The organism is Streptomyces sp. NPDC002573, from assembly GCF_042889625.1.
GTDB classification, from domain to species: domain Bacteria; phylum Actinomycetota; class Actinomycetes; order Streptomycetales; family Streptomycetaceae; genus Streptomyces; species Streptomyces gibsoniae.
In genome coordinates this window covers 203265-222132 of the sequence record NZ_JBIARC010000001.1, presented here as the reverse complement: position 1 = coordinate 222132, position 18868 = coordinate 203265, and the positions used below count along the sequence as shown (strand labels likewise).

Below are 18868 nucleotides of genomic sequence, written 5' to 3'. Positions count from 1 at the left end.
ACTGATGAGACATGCGTACTGATGCGGGACGCCTGATCGACGGCCGCTACCGGCTGACCGAGCGGATCGGCTCCGGCGGCATGGGCACCGTATGGCGCGCCGTGGACGAACTCATGGAGCGGGACGTCGCCGTCAAGCAGCCCCGTCTGCCGGGCGATCCGGACGACGCGGCGCACCAGCGGGCCGCCCACCGGATCTACCGCGAGGCGCGTGCCGCCGCCCGTGTCGACCATCCCGCGGCCGTGTCCATCCACGACGTGGTCGTCGAGGACGGCTCTCCCTGGATCATCATGGAGCTGGTCCGCGGGGAGTCCCTGGACGAGGCGCTGCGCCGCGGTCCGCTGGCCCCGGTCGGGGCCGCACGCATCGGGGTGGCCGTCGTCGGCGCGCTCGACGCGGCACACCGGGTCGGCATCGTGCACCGCGATGTGAAGCCCGCGAACGTGCTGCTCGGACCGGGCGGCCGGGTCGTGCTCACCGACTTCGGCATCGCTCACGTCCAGGGCGAGGAGTCCCTCACCGTCACCGGGGAGTTCGTCGGCTCGCTGGAGTTCATCGCGCCGGAGCGCATGTCCGGCCGGAACGCCGGTCCCGCCTCGGACCTGTGGTCGCTGGGCGTGCTGCTGTACGCGGCCGTCGAGGGCTGGTCCCCCTTCCGTCGTACGACGGTGGAGTCCACCCTCGCCGCGGTGCTCGCCGCCGACCCGCCCGAGCCCGAGCGGGCCGGGCCGCTCGCCCCGCTCATCGGGCGGCTGCTGGTGAAGGAACCCGAGCAGAGGCCCGGCGCGCAGGAGACGCGGGCGGCCCTGGAGGCGGTGGCCGAGGGATGGCCCGTGCCGGACACGGCGCGGGAGGAGCCCGCGCGGCCCCAGGACGTGACGGGCCTACGGGAGTTCACGGAGGACGCGGGAACGTTCCGCCTGGGCGCCGCGCCGTCCGTCCCGGCCACCCCGGAGGCCACCTCCCTCTCCACGCAGGAATCCCACGCGTCCTCCCTCTCCACGCAGGAATCCCCCGCGCCCTCTCCCTCCACGCAGGAATCCCCCGCGCCCCCCACCTCCGCGCAAGAGTCCCCCGCGCCTCCCGCTTCCCCACCGACCGTCACCACGCCGGCCGCCCCCCGGTCAGGACGTCGGTTCCTGCTCCGTCCCGCCCCGGCCGCCGCGCTCGGCGTCCTGCTCATGGGCGGCGCCTGGCTCGGTACCTCTTATTTCGGCGGTTCCGGCGACGGGGGCGTCACGGAGGAGCACGCGACCTACCGTTCGGCGCCCGGGGCCGTCGCCGCGAGTCCCGCCGCCGGCACCTGGACCGCCCACCGTGAGCCACGGCTCGACGCGATCGTGTCCGTACCGGCGGGCACCGCACGGGACTCCGCCACGGACCGCACGGTCACCTACGGCGACGACACCGTCCGGCTCCGTCTGACCCGGGAGAAGTCGGCCCCCACCCCCCTGACGGCATGGGCGCGGCAGGCCACCGCGGGCTGGCCGGGCGACGACGCGCACACTCTCTCCACACCCACGAGCTTCCACGGCGACGACGCCATGCTCACCGACACCACCTACCGGGTGGGCCGGAAGCAGTACCGGGTGCTTCAGCTCCTGGTCGTCACGGCCGCCCACGAGTCCTACGCGCTGCGCGTCGACATGCCGAAAGGCACTCCCGACGAGCGACGCGGCACCGCGCTGTTCAAGGGCGCCCGGGACCGCCTGAAAGTCGGCAGTACCCTGCTGGGCTCCTGACAACGCACTGATCAGCGCATTTACTGCCAGCGGTCACTGGCACGGTGTGGACACCCGGTGAAAGCGCATTACCGACGGGTACCCAAACGCCTCACCCCGTCATACGCTGCGCCTCATGACGGACTCGCAGGCCCCGGAGAAGGCCACCGACAAGACCCGTACGGGCGCGGCCGGCACCAACCCGCTCGCCCCCGCCCCCGCCGGGGCCCGCACCGCCGCCGACGTGGTCACCCCGGAGTTGGTCGCCCAGCTCACCAAGGGTGTCGTCGGCTCCGGCCACACCGCCAACCACACGCCGTTCTCCGGCGAGAAGCTGGCCGACCTGCCCGAGTCCACCCCCGAGGACGTGGCTGTCGCGTTCGAGCGGGCCCGCGTCGCCCAGGCCGCCTGGGGCGCGACCCCGGTGCACAAGCGCGCCGCCGTCCTGCTCCGCTTCCACGACCTGGTGCTCGCCCGCCAGGCCGAGGTCCTCGACCTGATCCAGCTGGAGACCGGCAAGGCCCGCCTCCACGCCCACGAGGAGGTGCAGGCCGTCACCATCGCGGCCCGGCACTACGGCCGCAAGGCCCCCTCGTATCTGCGGCCCAAGCGGCACACCGGTGCCATCCCGACGCTGACGAAGGTCACCGAACTGCGCCACCCGCGCGGCGTCGTCGGCCAGATCGCGCCCTGGAACTACCCGCTGGAGCTGTCGGTCGGCGACGCGCTCCCCGCGTTCGTCGCGGGCAACGCTGTCGTGATGAAGCCCGACACCGAGACGTGCCTGACCGCGCTGTGGGCGCGCGACCTGCTGATCGAGGCCGGGCTGCCCGCCGATGTCTTCCAGGTCGTCATCGGCGAGGGACCGGTCGTCGGCCCGGAGATCGTCCGGCACGCCGACTACGTCTCCTTCACCGGCTCCACCCGCACCGGCCGCGAGGTCGCCCAGGGCGCCGCCGCCCGTCTCGTCGGCGTCTCGCTCGAACTCGGCGGCAAGAACGCCATGCTGGTCCTCGAGGACGCCGACCTCGACAAGGCCGCCGCGGGTGCCGTCCGCGCCTGCTTCTCGTCCGCAGGTCAACTGTGCATCTCCATCGAGCGGTTGTACGTCCATGAGTCGGTCGCGGACGCCTTCCTGGAGCGCTTCGTCGCCCGCACCAGGGCCATGCGGCTCGGCACGTCCCTCGCGTACGGGGCCGACATGGGCTCGCTGGTCGGCGACCGGCAGCTGGAGACGGTGACCCGGCACGTCCAGGAGGCCGTGGCCAAGGGCGCGAAGGTGCTGGCCGGCGGCGTCGCCCGCCCGGACATCGGCCCGTACTTCTTCGAGCCCACCGTTCTCGACGGCGTCGAGGCGCCGATGGCGGTGTGCGCGGAGGAGACCTTCGGGCCGGTGGTGTCGGTCTACCGCTTCTCGTCGGAGGACGAGGCGGTCGAACGCGCCAACGCCACGCCGTACGGTCTCAACTCCTCGGTCTGGACGAAGGACGGCCGGCGCGGACGCGCGATCGCCGCCAGGCTGCGCACCGGCACGGTCAACGTCAACGAGGGCTATGCGCCGGCGTACGGCAGCGCGCAGTCCCCGATGGGCGGCATGCGGGACTCCGGCCTCGGCCGCCGCCATGGCTCCGAGGGCATCCTCAAGTACACCGAGGCCCAGACCGTCGCGCAGCAGCGGCTGCTGCCGATGGCGCCGTCGCTCGGCATGGACGACGAGCAGTACGCGGCGTTCATCAGCCGGAGTCTGCGTCTGATGAAGGCGTTCCGCCTCCGCTAGCGCCGGGCCGTCAACCGCCCCTCTGTCCGCCCGAATTCACCCGTTCTCAACGAGGAGAGCACGTGTCGCAGGAGAAGTCTGTCCAGACCCGGGACGAGGACGGGTACGACTACGACGTCATCGTCGTGGGATCGGGGTTCGGCGGATCCGTCACCGCCCTGCGGCTGACCGAGAAGGGCTACCGTGTGGGTGTCCTGGAGGCGGGCCGCCGCTTCACCCGCGCCTCGCTGCCGAAGAACTCCTGGGACGTGAAGAACTACCTGTGGGCACCCGCCCTCGGTCTGTACGGCATCCAGCGCATCCATCTGCTCGGCAACGTGATGGTGCTCGCGGGCGCGGGGGTAGGCGGCGGCTCCCTCAACTACGCCAACACCCTCTACGTACCGCCGAAGGCGTTCTTCGACGACCCGCAGTGGAAGGACATCACCGACTGGCAGGAGGAGCTGGCGCCGTACTACGACCAGGCGCGGCGCATGCTGGGTGTCCGGCTCAACCGCACCATGACCCCGGTGGACGTCCATCTGAAGGCCGCCGCCGAGCGGATCGGGGTGGGGGACACCTTCCACATGGCGCCGGTCGGCGTCTTCTTCGGTGACGGCGACGACGCGGACGGATCGGCCAGGGCCGAGCCGGGCGCGGAGGTCCCGGACCCGTACTTCGGCGGCGCGGGGCCCGCCCGCCGGGCGTGCACCGAGTGCGGCGAGTGCATGACGGGCTGCCGCCACGGCGCGAAGAACACCCTCAACGAGAACTACCTCTACCTCGCCGAGAAGGCGGGCGCGACCGTCCATCCCATGACGACGGTCGTGTCGGTCACGGACGACTCCCGGGGCGGTTTCGCCGTCGCGACCCTGCCGACCGACGACAGGCGCAAGGGCAAGGGGCGGTTCTTCACGGCGCGGCGGGTGGTCCTCGCGGCGGGCACGTACGGCACGCAGACGCTGCTGCACCGGATGAAGGCGCACGGCCGGCTGCCCCATGTCTCCGACCGGCTGGGCGAGCTGACCCGCACCAACTCCGAGGCCCTGGTGGGCGCGCGCACGGACGACCGCCGCTACCGCAAGGCGCACGGCACGGACCGGGTCGACTTCACCAAGGGCGTCGCGATCACGTCCTCGATCCACCCGGACGAGAACACGCACATCGAGCCGGTCCGCTATGGCAAGGGCTCGAACGCGATGGGCGGTCTGTCGACCCTTCAGGTCCCCTACGCGGAGGGCTCCTCCCGCGCCCTGGCCTGGCTCGCGAACGTGGCTCGGCACCCGTGGCTGATGCTGCGCTCCATGTCGTACCGGCGCTGGTCGGAGCGGACCCTGATCGCCCTGGTGATGCAGTCGCTGGACAACTCCCTGACGACGTATCTGCGGCCGAAGGGCCCGGGTCGGGGCCTGCTGACCGCCCGCCAGGGGCATGGCGCGCCCAACCCGAAGCAGATCAAGGCGGGTACGGAGACCGCGGACGCGATCGCCGTCGAGATCAACGGCTTCGCGGGCAGCAATGTCGGCGAGCTGATGGGCACCCCGCTGACCGCGCACTTCCTCGGCGGCTGTGCGATCGGGGACTCGCGCGAGACGGGCGTGATCGACCCGTATCACCGGCTGTACGGCTACCCGGGGATCTCGGTGGTCGACGGCGCGGCGGTGTCGGCGAACCTGGGCGTCAACCCGTCGCTGACGATCACCGCGCAGGCCGAGCGGGCGATGTCGTACTGGCCGAACAAGGGCGAGGCGGACCCGCGCCCGGCCCAGGGCGCGGCCTACGAGCGCCTCGAACCGGTGGAGCCCCGGCACCCGGCGGTGCCCGAGAAGGCGTTCGGGGCGCTGCGGCTGCCGTTCCTGGGGATGCCGACCGTGCCGCCCAAGGACAAGAGCGAGGGCGAGTGACATCGGGCGCCCCGGGCTAGGCCCTGTCGTCGAACTCCCGCCTGCCCCGCGACGCCATGCACGCTCCCCCACGCCGCCGCAGAGCCCGCCCTCCGGGCGGACGACGGGAGTTTGACGACAGGACCCAGGGGCGCCGACGTCCACAGGCGAAGGGTCCCGCGGTCGTGCCGCGGGGCCCTTGCCTCGTCGGCATCGGCGTCAGGGCGGCGCCGGTGCCCGGAGCGGCGCCGGGGGGTCGCGCCGCCTGTCTGTGTGCTGTGCCGCCGGTGTCGGCCCTCTGTCCGGTCGCCGAGGGGGTCGGCCGTCTCCGGGCGGATTCCGTCGGCCGGCTCCGGGCGTCCCCGGAACCGGCCGTTCAGTGCTGACCGGGCTGCTGTCCCCTGCCGTCCGGTCATCTTTCTGGAGCGAGGTCCCACGGCCTACGGCATGATCCGCACACCTCATCGCTCCAGCGGAGCCACGCGTGGTTCTCTCGGGCCCGCCCCTGGCTGGCGCGGACACCGGTACCAACGACGCCCACCACGGCCCGGTCACGCACCGTGCGGGTGAGGCGGCGGGTGAACGTGTATCCGCTCGTACGGGGATCCGTGCCCGGTCTCAGACACGGCCCCGGCACAGCTCGAGCAGGGTCATCGCGAGGCCCGTGCCGGGCTTGCCGAGAGCGTCCCGGTAGTGGCCGAGGATCTCCATCTCGCGGGAGAGGTTCACCCGGCGGCCACCGGAGGTGATACGGGCCTCCTGGATCACGGCGGAGACCGCCATGCGCTCCTGGATGAGGCCGATGATGCGGTCGTCCAGCGCGTCGATGCGTTCACGCGCGCCGGTGATCACATCGACGGCCTCGGGTGTGTGCGCGCCGGTCCGCTCGGCGGCGGTGCTCTTCTCGGCGGTGGGGCTGTTTTCGGCGGTGGTCTGCTCGGTGCTGGTGGCGGTCATGGTCCGGGCTCCTCGAAGGTCGGTGACGGGAGCCCCGGATCGGCACGGTCCGCAAACGCCAGGCGCCCCGGACCATATCGGCCCGGGGCGCCTGGGAAGTCGCTTGTCAGTGGCTCAAGCAGCACGACCATGGCATCCGGCGGGCCCGGTGCCATAGGTAAAGACGAATGTCGTGTAGGAGAGCATGGACCCAGTATGCCGTGGTGACGCGCGGCGTCCAACCACGTTCGGATGGTGAGATCGCGAGGGTCCGGCGGCGGCCGTCCCCGCGACGCGGAGGGGGGCGCACGGGCACCCCGTTAGAATCGATGGCACAGACCCCCCGCCCGACCGCCGGAAGGCACCACGTGTCATCAGCGACCCACGCTGCCGCCGCCCCCGACACCGTCCTGGTCGTCGACTTCGGCGCGCAGTACGCCCAGCTCATCGCCCGCCGCGTCCGCGAGGCCCGGGTCTACAGCGAGATCGTGCCGAGCACCATGCCGGTCGAGGAGATGCTCGCCAGGAACCCGGCGGCCATCATCCTCTCCGGCGGCCCCTCGTCCGTCTACGAGGAGGGCGCCCCGACCGTCGACCGTGCCCTCTTCGAGGCCGGCGTCCCCGTCTTCGGCATGTGCTACGGCTTCCAGCTGATGGCCCAGACCCTCGGCGGCACCGTCGACAACAACGGCTCCCGTGAGTACGGCCGTACGGAGCTGGCCGTCTCCAAGCCGTCCTCCACCCTCTTCGAGGGCACCCCCGCCGAGCAGATCGTCTGGATGTCCCACGGCGACGCGTGCTCCGCCGCCCCCGAGGGCTTCACCGTCACCGGGTCCACGGACCTCGTCCCGGTCGCCGCCTTCGAGAACGACGAGAAGAAGCTCTACGGCGTCCAGTACCACCCCGAGGTCATGCACTCCACGCACGGCCAGCAGGTGCTGGAGCACTTCCTGTACCGGGGCGCGGGCCTGTCCCCGACCTGGACCACGGGCAATGTGATCGAGGAGCAGGTCGAGGCGATCCGCGAGCAGGTCGGCACCCGGCGGGCCATCTGCGGTCTGTCCGGCGGTGTGGACTCCGCTGTCGCCGCCGCCCTCGTCCAGAAGGCCATCGGCTCCCAGCTGACCTGTGTCTACGTCGACCACGGCCTGATGCGCAAGGGCGAGACCGAGCAGGTCGAGAAGGACTTCGTCGCGGCCACCGGCGTCCAGCTGAAGGTCGTCGACGCCGAGGAGAGGTTCCTCACCGCGCTCCAGGGCGTCTCCGATCCCGAGGAGAAGCGGAAGATCATCGGCCGCGAGTTCATCCGGGTCTTCGAGCAGGCCCAGGCGGAGATCATCGCGGAGGCCGGCGCGAGCGGCGAGCCCGTCGAGTTCCTCGTCCAGGGCACCCTCTACCCGGACGTCGTCGAGTCCGGCGGCGGCACCGGCACGGCCAACATCAAGTCCCACCACAACGTGGGCGGCCTCCCCGAGGACCTCGAGTTCCAGCTGATCGAGCCCCTGCGCAAGCTCTTCAAGGACGAGGTCCGCATGGTCGGCCAGGAGCTCGGCCTGCCGGAGGAGATCGTCCAGCGCCAGCCCTTCCCGGGCCCGGGTCTCGGCATCCGCATCGTCGGCGAGGTCACCAAGGAGCGGCTCGACCTGCTCCGCGAGGCCGACGCCATCGCCCGCGAGGAGCTGACGGCGGCCGGCCTCGACCGTGACATCTGGCAGTGCCCGGTGGTCCTGCTCGCCGACGTCCGCAGCGTCGGCGTCCAGGGCGACGGCCGGACGTACGGCCACCCGATCGTGCTGCGCCCGGTCTCGTCCGAGGACGCCATGACCGCCGACTGGTCGCGGCTGCCGTACGAGGTGCTCGCGAAGATCTCCACGCGGATCACCAACGAGGTCCGTGACGTCAACCGGGTCGTCCTCGACGTGACCTCGAAGCCGCCGGGGACCATCGAGTGGGAGTGATCCCGGGTACCTCCCGGGTCATGTCCGCCTGAGAGTGCGCACCGGCTCTCCGGGCTTCCAGGTCTCGACGACCAGATAGGTGTCGTCCTCGACGGAGATCCGTACGACCTCCGTCAGCTCGGTGCGGAAGAGGTGGAACGGCTGCGGCGGTTCCACCTCTTCCACGTACGCGCCCTTGGTCGCGGGATCGTCGACCTCGACGGCCCGCCCGCTCATCCGCACGTCCCCGCCGCCCATCTCCGTGCCCGGCCCCGGGTTCGCCTGGAGCGCGAAACGCGGGTCGCGGCGCAGGTCCAGCGCCTTGACCGAGTCCGGCATCATGCCGAACCACAGCTCGCCGTCCACGAAGCGCACCTCCATTCCGGTGGTGCGCGGTGAGCCGTCCTTGCGGAGCGTCGCGAGGACATGGTGGGTGAACGCCTTGAAGCGTGCCTCGACGGTGGTGGCGAGACCGGGTTCCGCCGCGGCGAACGCCGCCCAGTTCGCCGCCATGGGATCTGTTGTCGTCATGGGGCGAGTCTTGCGCCGAATCCGGACATCTTCTGTCGGATATCAGGTATGTGCGTCATCTTTACAAACCCGCGCTGTCATCCGGGCCTGACCGCCGGTAACTTCCGGCCCGTCAAGCAATCCAGTGCCGGAGGACCCATGCACGTCCCCACTCCGCCCCCGCCCCTGCCGACCGACCGGCTGACGTTCGCCATGCCGCCGATGCACGAGTCGGTCGAGGACGAACGGGCGCACCGCAAGGAGCGGCTCGCGGGCGCGCTGCGGATCTTCGCCCGGCTCGGCTTCGAGGACGGTGTCTCCGGGCACATCACGGCCCGCGACCCCGAGTTCAGCGACTGCTTCTGGGTCAACCCGTTCGGGATGCCGTTCCGGCATGTCACGGTGAGCGACCTGGTGCTCGCCAACCAGGACGGGCAGGTGATCGAGGGCCGCTACCACGTGAACCAGGCGGCGTTCACCGTGCACGCCCAGGTGCACGCCGCCCGCCCCGACGTCGTCGCCGTCGCCCACTGCCACTCGGTGCACGGGCGGGCGCTCGCGGCGCTCGGTGATCTGCTGGACCCGATCACCCAGGAGTCCTGCGCCTTCTACGAGGACCACGCCGTCTACGACGCCTACACCGGCGTCACCGTGGACGCCGAGGAGGGCCGCCGGATCGCGGACGCGCTCGACACCCGCAAGGCGCTCGTGCTGCGCAACCACGGGCTGCTGACCGTCGGCGACTCGGTGGACGCGGCGGCCTGGTGGTTTGTGTCGATGGAACGCTCCTGCCAGGTGCAGCTGACCGCGAAGGCCGCGGGCCGCCCCGTGCTGATCGACCACCGGCAGGCGGTGGCGACCCGGGAGCAGCTCGGCGGGGACCTGGTGGCCTGGATCAACTACCAGCCGTTGTGGCAGGACATCAGCCGCAGCGAGCCCGATCTGCTGAGCTGACGGCGCCTGTCGCCTGCCGTCCGTCGTCTGCGTCTGTCAATCGAGCGGCTGTTCTTTCACCCGCCCTGACCGGACCTGACGGACGCGAGGCGTGTTCCGTACGGCACAATTCGCTGTCGTCGCATGCCAGTTGCCGTGGCGGTTGCGACTTGGGATCTGGCGCGTGGAAGGCGGCAGCGGTCGTGGCGGTGCAGGAGGCGAGACAGGGTGCGGGGCGCGGAAGCGGTCCGGGTGCCCACGAGGGTGGCTGCACCTGCGGGGACTGCCCGTACGGCGCGCGTGAGGGACACCGGCGAGCGGTCGCCGAATTCCTGGCGAAACGCGACGAGTTCGCCTCCGGACGGGGGCTGCCCCCGGCGGTCGCGTACTCCGCGTCCGCGTCCCGCCAGTGGGTGTCCGACGAACTGACCCAGTCCGCGGACCTGGTCGCCGAGCGGAGCCGGGCCGACGGCGAGGCCTGGCTGGCCCGGCTGTGGCGGTTCACCGCGATCGTGGTGTGGGGCGCGGTGGCGATCCTGCTGCTGGCTCAGGCGATGACGGCGATCGGGGCCGGATGGACCGCGGCGCGCACGGCCGGACTGGTCGCGGCCGTGCTGGCGGGTGCCGCGCTGACCGCCGCCGGATATCTGCACCGGGCGCGCGGCGGGGCGCTCGCGCCCGTCATCGGCGAGGACAACCGGCTGTCGACCTCGCGCGCGGTGGCGGCGGCCTGGGTGCTGTTCGTCGTGTACGCGCTGCTGGTGCTGATCGGTGAGCTGGCGGTGGCCTCGGCGCACGACCGGCGCGACGCGCTGATCGCCGGGCTCGACCTCGCGCGCGGGGTGGGCGTGGTGACCGTGGTCGCCGTGGTGAGCGGGATCGCGGTCCTCGTCCGCCGGGTGGTGGGGCTGCGGGTCCTCGGCCAGCGGCTGCAGAAGGTGCGGGCCGAACGGCCGCGGGCGGCGGACCTGCTCACGGACGACTCCGGCCGGGGCAGCTTCGCGGACACCCAGTATCTGCTGATCAGCGGGGTCGCACTGGTCTTCGCGGCGGTACGGCTGGCCCGCCGCCCCGACCAGCTCCCCGATCTGCCGTGGGGTCTGGCCCTGCTGGTCCTGGTCTCCGCGGCCACCTACCTCGCCGGGAAGTACGCCGAGGGCGGCCGTCCGGTGGTCCTCTCGGTGGTCCGGGCGCGGGAGGCGGGCGATCTGGACGCACCGATCCGTACCGGCGACGACATCGAGATCCGCGGCGCCGGCTTCGTACCGCCGGGCGCCGAGTCGGCGGGCCGGCTGTCCCGGATGGCGGTCCGGATCGGCGCGGTCCATGTCCATGTGCCCCTGGTCCCGGTCCCCGGCGGCTTCAGCAACCCGACGGACACGCTGCTGACGGTCCCCGTGCCGGCCGACGTGGAACCGGGGAAGGTCGACGTCCAGGTGGTCACGGCGGCCGGGGTGGAGACCAACCGCGTGACGATCGACGTGACGGAGTGACGGAGCCACGGATTTGCGGGTGACGGGGCGACGGAGTCACGGGGTGACGGGGCGACGGAATTGCAGGGTGGCGGGGCGGCGGACCGGCGGAGATCGGCTTCCGCCTTTCGGCCCACTCCGGGCGACGACCGGCCCGCCACGATGAAACGCTGGGGACAGGAGAAGGAACGCGGGCCCGGGCCCGGGACCGCTCCCGCCGACGGGCGCCCGGGCAAGGAGCCATCCGGGCACAAGAACCCGAAAAAATCGGCGCACACCGGTTGAGCGGTCGTCCCCTTTCGCACGTATGGTCTGTTGAGGGGTCAACCACTGGCAGGCGAGAGGCGGCGGAGACGATGGCTCAAGGCATGCGTACGGAGTCGCACACTTCGTATTTCGAGGAGAACCGCTCCTGGCGGGACACCGCCACCCGGTACGCACTTCTTCCCCTGCGGATCTTCCTCGGCGTCACTTTTATCTATGCGGGCCTGGACAAGCTCACCAGCAGCACCTTCCTGCACAGTTCGGGTTCTGGTTCGATCGGCGACCTGATGCACGCCGTGCGCGATTCCTCCGCGATCCCCCCGATGGTCGATCTCGCGCTGAAGAACCCCACCGGCTTCGGATACGCCATGGCTTTCGGTGAGCTGGCCGTCGGCCTCGGTACGCTCGTCGGTCTGCTGTCCCGCCTCGCCGCGTTCGGCGGAGCGCTCATCTCCCTGAGCCTGTGGCTGACCGTGAGCTGGGCCTCCAGCCCCTACTACTACGGCAACGACCTCGCCTATCTGATGGCCTGGCTGCCCCTGGTCCTGGCCGGCGCCCCGGTCCTCTCCCTGGACGCCGCCCTCCACTCCCGTCGCCGCCAACGCCAGCGCCCGGATCTCTACCGCTGAGCCCGGGAAGTTCCCAGGGACGGGGCGACGGCGTCTACGGAGCCGTCGCCCCGTCCCGTTCCGTGTGCGGTCGCCGGCGGGACGAGCGGCCCCTGCGTATCGCGCGGGACAGCATGCCCGTCACGGCCGCCAGACAGAGCCCGCCCCCGACGAGGGGGACGATCGCGAACCACGGCGTCTCCCAAACCCCCCTCGCGTCGCCGACGAAGGCGACACCCGCGGCGGCCAGGAAGGCACCGGCGACGAGTCGTCCGGGCTGGAACTCATGACGCAGCACGGGTCACCTCCACCCGGCCCAGTCCGACCTCGAGGCTGAGATCGAGTGTGGCCATGCTCTTCGTCCCCGCCGGGGGAGAGAGCGTCAGCTGCTTGTGCCTGCCGGCCTCCACGTCCACGTCCCTCCTGGAGTCGCCCGGCAACCGGATGTCGCCGACACCCGTGTCGATCTTCAGTCTCACCGTCGCGTCCTCGGGGAGCACGACCTTCAGCTTGCCCACGCCCACCTCCACCCGGGCCGTCACCGTCCGGTTCCCCGTCTGCTTCACCCGGCTGAGATCCAGGGTGCCCTCGCCGGTGCCCAGGTCGTACCTCTCCTGGACCGCGGCCGCCGAGACCGGCGCCCAGGTCGTGTGCGTCCAGTGCGTGCCGATGTCCTTGGGCAGCGCCACCGACGCGGCGAGCAGCGCCGCCGTGAGCATCGCCAGGAACATCGAGCCCGCTCCCGTACGCCCCAGGAAGGAGCTGATCGCGATGCCCGCGCCGAACACGACGAGCGCACACGCCAGGCCCGTCTGCAGGCTGCTGCCGAGTGCCTGGCCGTGCCACGTCAGACCGGTGCCGAGACCGCCCGCGATGAGCGCGAACAGGAACACCCAGCCGCCGATCCAGCGCGGACCCCGTGGCTCGGGGCGGGGCGTGGTGCGTATCTGCTGTCTGTACGGGGTGTCGCGGGCGATGTTGACCGCCGCCGCGACATCACGGCCGGGGGTGTCGCTCGGGCCCCACAGATATCCCGTGCCCCCCACATGCGTGCCGTCCTTGACGATGGGGTCGCGCCACCAGGAGGGGGAGCCGGTGGGGACGGGCGGTGCCGTCGCCTCCGGGGGCGCGTCGGCCACCGCCTGGGCGGCCAGCGGGTCCGGGTCGGGGGCGCCGCGCTGCCGCGACCAGTACCCCGCGCCCGCGAGGAGCAGGGACAGGACGGCGGCGAAGGTCAGCACCCCGCCGTTCCTGAGCATCGACAGGAAGACCCCGCAGCCCACCAGGGCGAAGAGAACCGCCGCCAGGCCCTGTCCGTCGACGCGGCCGGTCAGCAGCTTGCGGATCTCGTTCTCCTCTTCGTCCTCGTAGGGGATGAAGAGCCAGCAGAAGCCGTAGAAGATCAGACCGAGGCCGCCGGCCGCGGAGAGCACGGCCAGGCCGATCCGGAAGATCACCGGGTCCATGTCGCACTGCCGCCCGAGCCCGGCGCAGACGCCGGCCAGCATCTTGTACCGCCGGTCACGCCGGAAGGGACTCTCGCCCTCGGCCGGCCCGGCCCCGCCCTCGGGGGACGTGCCGTCGTGCCCGGCCGGGTCCGGGTCTGGAACCGCGTCCTTGTGCCTGTCCTCGCTCACACCGTCGCCCGCGTTCCCGTACTCGGCTCCGTTCTCCCGCACGGCCGCATCCTGCCCTACGGCCGTGTCCTCGTGTGCGCGCGGCGCCTCTCCCCGGGCAGCCGGAGCATGCCCGGCGTCGGGGCCGTGCCCCGCGCCGGGGTCCCGCCCCGCTGCCGTGTGCCGCTGATCCGTCATGTGTCCATGGTCGCCGCCCCAGCCGCCTCACGGGAGTCGGGACGACCCTGGCCGAACCCTGAAATCTGCCCTGACCGCCGTCAAGGGAAGTGTTCGACCGCCCGGATTCGAAGATCAGGGGAGTCTAGGGGGTCCACCCTGATGTCCGGGCGGGCCGCTCGTGTGACCATCGATGGCATGCCGGACACCGCAGGAGTGCCCCTCGCCGAACCGCGGCCGCCGCGCAAGCTCTACCGCAGCAGCGACGGACGCTGGCTCGGCGGAGTGGCGCGGGGGCTCGCCGGGCATCTCGGGCTGCCCGTGATCTGGGTGCGCCTCGTGTTCGTGGGCCTGATGATGGCGGACGGCCTAGGCGCACTGCTGTACGCCGCGTTCTGGTTCTTCGTCCCGCTCGGCGTCGGCGGCGTCGACGAGCGCCGCTCCCCGTCGCTGGTCGGCACCGAGACCTCGCCCGACGGCCGTCGCAGACTGGTCGCCCGCAGACCCGACCGGGGCCAGATCGTCGCCCTGCTCCTCATGGTCGTCGTGGCGCTGACCTTCGTCGGCAGTGTCAATCTCGGCGGCGGCACCAAGGCGTATCTCATCCCGGCCGTCCTCGTCGCGGCGGGCGTCGCCCTGGTCTGGCGCCAGGCGGACAACGCACGGCGGGCCCGCTGGATGGAGGTCGGCGGCCGCCGGCGCACCCTCACCCTGCTGCGCGCCGCGGCGGGTGTGCTGCTCGTCACCGCCGGCGTCTCCGGCATCTTCGTGCTGCAGGGCTCCGCGGCCCATCTCGGCTCCGTCCTGCAGGCGGCGCTCGCGGTCCTCGTCGGCATAGCGCTGCTCGCCGGACCGTATCTGGTGCGGATGTCCCAGGACCTGTCCGAGGAGCGGCTGATGCGCATCCGTGCCCAGGAGCGCGCTGAGGTCGCCGCCCATGTCCACGACTCGGTGCTGCACACCCTGACCCTGATCCAGCGCAACGCGGAGAACGCGGGCGAGGTGCGCCGCCTCGCCCGCGCCCAGGAGCGCGACCTGCGCGCCTGGCTCTACAAGCCGGAGGGCACCGGAAAGGACGAGGACGAGGAGCCCCGGACCCTGGCGGACGCCGTCCGGCGCAACGCGGCGGAGGTGGAGGACAAGCACGGTGTCCCCATCGAGGTCGTCATCGTGGGCGACTGCCCCCTCGACGAGCGGACGAGCGCGCAGATGCAGGCCGCGCGCGAAGCGATGGTGAACGCCGCCAAGTACGGTGGCGAGGGCGGCGCCGTCCAGGTCTACGCCGAGGTCGAGGGCAGGACCGTGTTCGTGTCCGTCCGCGACCGGGGCCCCGGTTTCGACCTCGACGCGATACCCACGGACCGTATGGGTGTCAGAGAATCGATCATCGGCCGCATGGAGCGGCACGGCGGCACCGCACGGCTGCGCGCGGTGCCCGGGGGCGGCACGGAGGTCGAGCTGGAGATGGAGAGGGCGGAGACTACGACATGAGCGACGCGAACGAGCCGGCCGGCCCGGTGGAGCCGGAGCGGGCGGGCGAGGGCACGGGGGAGCGGCGCGTGCGGGTCGTGCTCGTCGACGACCACCGTATGTTCCGTACGGGAGTCCGGGCGGAGATCGGACAGACCGAGCGGACCGGCGTCGAGGTCGTGGGGGAGGCCGCGGACGTCGACCAGGCGGTGTCGGTGATCACCGAGACACGGCCCGAGGTGGTGCTCCTCGACGTCCATCTCCCGGGCGGCGGCGGTGTCGAAGTGCTGCGCCGCTGTGCCGCGTTGACGGCGGACGCCGAACGGCCGGTCCGGTTCCTCGCGCTGTCCGTCTCGGACGCGGCGGAGGACGTGATCGGGGTGATCCGCGGCGGTGCCCGCGGTTACGTGACGAAGACGATCACCGGCACGGACCTCGTCGCCTCGATCTTCCGCGTGCAGGAGGGCGACGCCGTCTTCTCCCCGCGGCTGGCCGGCTTCGTCCTCGACGCCTTCGCCTCGACCGACGCCCCGCCCGTCGACGAGGACCTCGACCGTCTCACCCAGCGCGAGCGCGAGGTCCTGCGCCTCATCGCCCGCGGCTATGCGTACAAGGAGATCGCCAAGCAGCTGTTCATCTCGGTGAAGACGGTCGAGTCCCATGTCTCGGCGGTGCTGCGCAAGCTCCAGCTGTCCAACCGTCATGAACTGACCCGCTGGGCGACGGCACGCCGACTGGTCTGACGGGCCGTCGCCCGGAGCCGGGGTCACACCACCCGGGTGGCCCCCGCGAACGGCATCTCGTCGATCGGCGCCAGTCGTACGGGCGCCGAGGGGTTCGGCGCGTGGATCATCTGGCCGTGTCCCACGTAGATCCCCACATGGCTGACCCCGGAGTAGAAGAACACGAGGTCGCCGGGCAGGAGTGCGGAGCGCGGGATGCGGCGGCCCGCATCGATCTGGGCGTAGGTCGTCCGGGGCAGTGAGACGCCCGCCGACTGGTACGCGGCCTGCACCAGCCCGGAGCAGTCGAAGGCGTTGGGCCCGGTGGCGCCCCAGACATAGGGGCTGCCGAGCTTGCCGTACGCGTACGACAGCGCGGCCGCCGCCCGGGCGTCGGGTGCCTCCGCGGCGGCCTGCGACGCCGGCACGGCCCCGAGGAGGCCGCGCCCCGCGGACCGGGACGCGGGTTCCGCGACCTGTGCGCGCTGGCTCTCCGTCAGCCGGGACAGCAGCAACCGTGCCTCGCCGAGCTTCTCGGTGACCGTCCGCTTCTGCCGCTGAAGCTCCGCCTGGCGCGAGGTCAGCGAGGCGAGTTCCACGCGCTCGGCTCCGCGCAGCCGCTCGATCTCCCGCAACTGCGCGCGCACCCGTGCCACGGCCGCCGCCTGCCGGCCGTCGACCCGCTCGGCGAACGCGGCGTCGTCGAGGTACTGCCCGGGATCCGAGGAGAGCAGGAGCCGCACCGTCGGGTCGACACCGCCCCCGCGGTACTGCGCCGCGGCGGCGAAACCCAGCGCCTCGCGGGCCGAGTTCAGCCGGTCCATGCGGCGCGCGGCCTCGTCCCGCAGCGCGCTGAGTCGTCGCTGGGCGCCGGCCGCCTGCTCCTTCGCCCCGTCGTACTTCTCGGTCGCGACCTCCGCCTCCCGGTACAGCCGGTCGACCTCGGCCTTGGCCTGGGCCGGGGAGAGCGGGGGCTCGGCATATCCGGTGCCGTCGAAGCCGGTCGCGGTCGCCGCTCCCGCGAGGGCGATCGTGACGGCGGTCCGGACCGTGGTCCCGCCGAGCGAACGCTGCCTGGGTTTTCGGTGCGCTGCCACCTGAACCGTCACGTCCTTTCCTACGACCGCCGGGGCGACCACGCGTCCGGCGGCGGCCCGCACAGGGGGAGCAGGCCGCCGCCGGACCTTCTCGGCGGTGGTCTCCGGCGGCCGCCCTGGCGCGGGCGGCTGTGGGGAGCCGGTCACCTGGTGGAGGACGCTAAACCGGACCGTGACCGCACCGTGACGCAATGTACGGAAGTGGCTCTAGCGGACTGACGGTGACCGTATGCGAGCGCGATCCCGTTCCGAGGCCGCCGACTTCACACTGTGCGATGACCGATGCGGTAGTTCCGCGACACAGGGACATCGCGGAGTGCTATAGGCCGCATATATGCGCGCTCACGGTGTCCCGGTGCCACCTCCCGGAGCTCGCACCGCTGTAGCCGCCGTCACACCCCGTGGCCCGGTGTCAGAGTCTTCCGTGTCCCTCACTAGGCTCCGGCTTCATGGACGTACTCATCCATCTCTTCGTCGGCCTGCACATCGTCGGCATCGCCGCGCTCCTCGGCGGCTTCCTGACCCAGATGAAGGCGATGGGCCGGGGCACGGCCCGCTTCGTGCCCGGAATGCTGCACGGTGCGCTGACCATGCTGGTCACGGGCGTGGCGCTGGTCGGCCTCAATCAGGCCGAGCACCACCACATCAACACCATCAAGATCGGCATCAAGCTGGCCCTGCTGATCGTGATCCTCGGCCTGGTCTATGTGAAGCGCGACGAGGAGCGGGTCGAGAAGCCCCTCTTCGCCCTGGTCGGCGCGCTGACCACGGTGAACATCTTCATCGCCGTGCTGTGGACCTGACGCTGCCCGCGAGGGACCCGGCGGCTCCCACGAGGACCGCGCACCAGACGGCCACCGCGATCCACAGCAGCACCTGACCGGGGCCGCGCAGCCAGGACGCGTTGAGGGCGCCGGCCACGGACAGCGCCGCCACCGCCGTCATCCCCATCGGGAAGACGGTCGACCACCGCCGTACGTCGTAACCGGGGCGTGGCCGGCGCAGCTCGGCCGTCGCCAGTACGCAGTACCAGGCGAAGGCGAGGGCGAAGAGGGCGATGGTGACGCTCCGCAGGACGCCGGTGTCGTCGACGTTCCAGAGGTAGAGGCCGGAGTGGGCGGCGCGGATCAGCCGTGTCCCGGCCACCGCGGAAAGGGCCACCGCACCGCCCGCCACCCACTGGTCGCCCGCGCCGACCGCCACCTGTCGCCGGTCGAAGCACCACAGCCCGATCAGGTAGAACACCAGCCCGAACCAGAAGAACACCAGCGCCAGATGGGCGATCCAGGGCACCCGTAGGGCCGCGGCCAGCACCGCCCCGAGCACCGCGATCGCCTCCGCCGCCACACAGCCGAGGAACACCACCCCGGACATACCGCGCTCCCAGTCCTGTACGACCGGGAGGACCAGAACCGCCCACAGCACGAGGGCCAGTACGAAGAGCGCCTCGGCGAGCTGCGGCCGGCCCAGGAGCGCGAACCGGGTGCCCAGCACGGTGGTGGCCGGGACCACCGCGAGCGCGGCCGGGGAGTTGACCGGCCACTCCAGGCGCGCCCCCAGCAGCCGCAGTGCGATGACGGCGGCCACTCCCAGCCAGGCGACGCCCGCCAGCACGAGGGCGATACGGGAGAGCAGCTCGTACCCGGCCTGGTGCAGCCCGATCGACAGGATGCCGGTCGCCATCACGGCGGCCCCGGTGGCGGGCGGACGCTGCGCCCACCGGGTGCGGAGCGCGGAGGTGCCAGACATGCGCCCGATGCTAAGGA

The 18868-nt window shown here is 71.9% G+C and carries 16 protein-coding genes; 10 read left to right on the top strand and 6 right to left on the bottom strand.

Annotated elements, in window-relative coordinates:
- The first annotated feature begins 11 nt into the window (after nucleotides 1–11).
- The 3 genes from ACFYX0_RS00990 (at nucleotide 12) to ACFYX0_RS00980 (ending at nucleotide 5381) form a co-directional block, all read left to right on the top strand.
- Nucleotides 12–1742, top strand: a complete 1731-nt coding sequence (locus ACFYX0_RS00990; RefSeq protein WP_388964940.1) for a protein kinase — start codon at nucleotides 12–14, stop codon at nucleotides 1740–1742.
- Between the two features lie 115 nt (nucleotides 1743–1857).
- Complete coding sequence (locus tag ACFYX0_RS00985) at nucleotides 1858–3498, top strand: succinic semialdehyde dehydrogenase (RefSeq protein ID WP_388964937.1); 1641 nt, start codon at nucleotides 1858–1860, stop codon at nucleotides 3496–3498.
- Between the two features lie 62 nt (nucleotides 3499–3560).
- Nucleotides 3561–5381: a GMC family oxidoreductase N-terminal domain-containing protein gene (locus ACFYX0_RS00980; protein ID WP_388964934.1), complete on the top strand. Its 1821-nt coding sequence runs from the start codon at nucleotides 3561–3563 to the stop codon at nucleotides 5379–5381.
- 597 nt (nucleotides 5382–5978) lie between these two features.
- On the opposite strand, the gene ACFYX0_RS00975 is transcribed toward ACFYX0_RS00980, so the two are convergent.
- Nucleotides 5979–6317, bottom strand: coding sequence for a chorismate mutase (locus tag ACFYX0_RS00975; protein WP_388964932.1), 339 nt, complete (start codon nucleotides 6315–6317; stop codon nucleotides 5979–5981).
- A 347-nt stretch (nucleotides 6318–6664) separates the two neighbouring features.
- Between ACFYX0_RS00975 and guaA the strand changes: the two genes are divergently transcribed.
- On the top strand, nucleotides 6665–8254 hold the full coding sequence (gene guaA, locus ACFYX0_RS00970; protein WP_355909292.1) for a glutamine-hydrolyzing GMP synthase: 1590 nt from the start codon (nucleotides 6665–6667) through the stop codon (nucleotides 8252–8254).
- An 18-nt stretch (nucleotides 8255–8272) separates the two neighbouring features.
- Here the strand turns inward: guaA and ACFYX0_RS00965 are convergent, their stop codons facing one another.
- Nucleotides 8273–8746: a pyridoxamine 5'-phosphate oxidase family protein gene (locus ACFYX0_RS00965; protein WP_388965328.1), complete on the bottom strand. Its 474-nt coding sequence runs from the start codon at nucleotides 8744–8746 to the stop codon at nucleotides 8273–8275.
- A 156-nt stretch (nucleotides 8747–8902) separates the two neighbouring features.
- Between ACFYX0_RS00965 and ACFYX0_RS00960 the strand changes: the two genes are divergently transcribed.
- The 3 genes from ACFYX0_RS00960 (at nucleotide 8903) to ACFYX0_RS00950 (ending at nucleotide 12041) form a co-directional block, all read left to right on the top strand.
- A complete protein-coding gene (locus ACFYX0_RS00960; protein WP_355909289.1) occupies nucleotides 8903–9697 on the top strand; it encodes a class II aldolase/adducin family protein in 795 nt (264 codons plus the stop codon).
- A 182-nt stretch (nucleotides 9698–9879) separates the two neighbouring features.
- Complete coding sequence (locus ACFYX0_RS00955; RefSeq protein WP_388964930.1) at nucleotides 9880–11169, top strand: hypothetical protein; 1290 nt, start codon at nucleotides 9880–9882, stop codon at nucleotides 11167–11169.
- A 347-nt stretch (nucleotides 11170–11516) separates the two neighbouring features.
- Nucleotides 11517–12041 (top strand): DoxX family protein, encoded by a 525-nt coding sequence (locus tag ACFYX0_RS00950; protein WP_388964928.1) that lies wholly within the window; start codon nucleotides 11517–11519, stop codon nucleotides 12039–12041.
- Nucleotides 12042–12075: 34 nt separating this feature from the next.
- Here ACFYX0_RS00950 and ACFYX0_RS00945 read toward each other — a convergent pair whose 3' ends face one another.
- Nucleotides 12076–12318 (bottom strand): hypothetical protein, encoded by a 243-nt coding sequence (locus ACFYX0_RS00945; RefSeq protein WP_355909283.1) that lies wholly within the window; start codon nucleotides 12316–12318, stop codon nucleotides 12076–12078.
- Nucleotides 12305–13834 (bottom strand): PspC domain-containing protein, encoded by a 1530-nt coding sequence (locus tag ACFYX0_RS00940; RefSeq protein WP_388964925.1) that lies wholly within the window; start codon nucleotides 13832–13834, stop codon nucleotides 12305–12307. The genes ACFYX0_RS00945 and ACFYX0_RS00940 overlap by 14 nt, the downstream gene beginning before the upstream one ends.
- A gap of 141 nt (nucleotides 13835–13975) precedes the next feature.
- Between ACFYX0_RS00940 and ACFYX0_RS00935 the strand changes: the two genes are divergently transcribed.
- Both ACFYX0_RS00935 and ACFYX0_RS00930 read left to right on the top strand, forming a co-directional pair.
- Nucleotides 13976–15304 (top strand): PspC domain-containing protein, encoded by a 1329-nt coding sequence (locus ACFYX0_RS00935; protein ID WP_388964923.1) that lies wholly within the window; start codon nucleotides 13976–13978, stop codon nucleotides 15302–15304.
- Complete coding sequence (locus ACFYX0_RS00930) at nucleotides 15301–16026, top strand: response regulator transcription factor (RefSeq protein WP_311691141.1); 726 nt, start codon at nucleotides 15301–15303, stop codon at nucleotides 16024–16026. The genes ACFYX0_RS00935 and ACFYX0_RS00930 overlap by 4 nt, the downstream gene beginning before the upstream one ends.
- Before the next feature lie 23 nt (nucleotides 16027–16049).
- Here ACFYX0_RS00930 and ACFYX0_RS00925 read toward each other — a convergent pair whose 3' ends face one another.
- Nucleotides 16050–17102 carry an NlpC/P60 family protein gene (locus ACFYX0_RS00925; RefSeq protein ID WP_388965325.1) on the bottom strand — a complete coding sequence of 351 codons (1053 nt, stop codon included), beginning with the start codon at nucleotides 17100–17102 and terminating at the stop codon, nucleotides 16050–16052.
- Nucleotides 17103–17551: 449 nt separating this feature from the next.
- Here ACFYX0_RS00925 and ACFYX0_RS00920 point away from each other — a divergent pair, with 449 nt between their 5' ends.
- A complete protein-coding gene (locus tag ACFYX0_RS00920; RefSeq protein ID WP_388964920.1) occupies nucleotides 17552–17905 on the top strand; it encodes a hypothetical protein in 354 nt (117 codons plus the stop codon).
- Here ACFYX0_RS00920 and ACFYX0_RS00915 read toward each other — a convergent pair.
- Nucleotides 17883–18851, bottom strand: coding sequence for a tellurite resistance/C4-dicarboxylate transporter family protein (locus ACFYX0_RS00915; RefSeq protein ID WP_388964917.1), 969 nt, complete (start codon nucleotides 18849–18851; stop codon nucleotides 17883–17885). The genes ACFYX0_RS00920 and ACFYX0_RS00915 overlap by 23 nt on opposite strands.
- Nucleotides 18852–18868 lie beyond the last annotated feature (17 nt).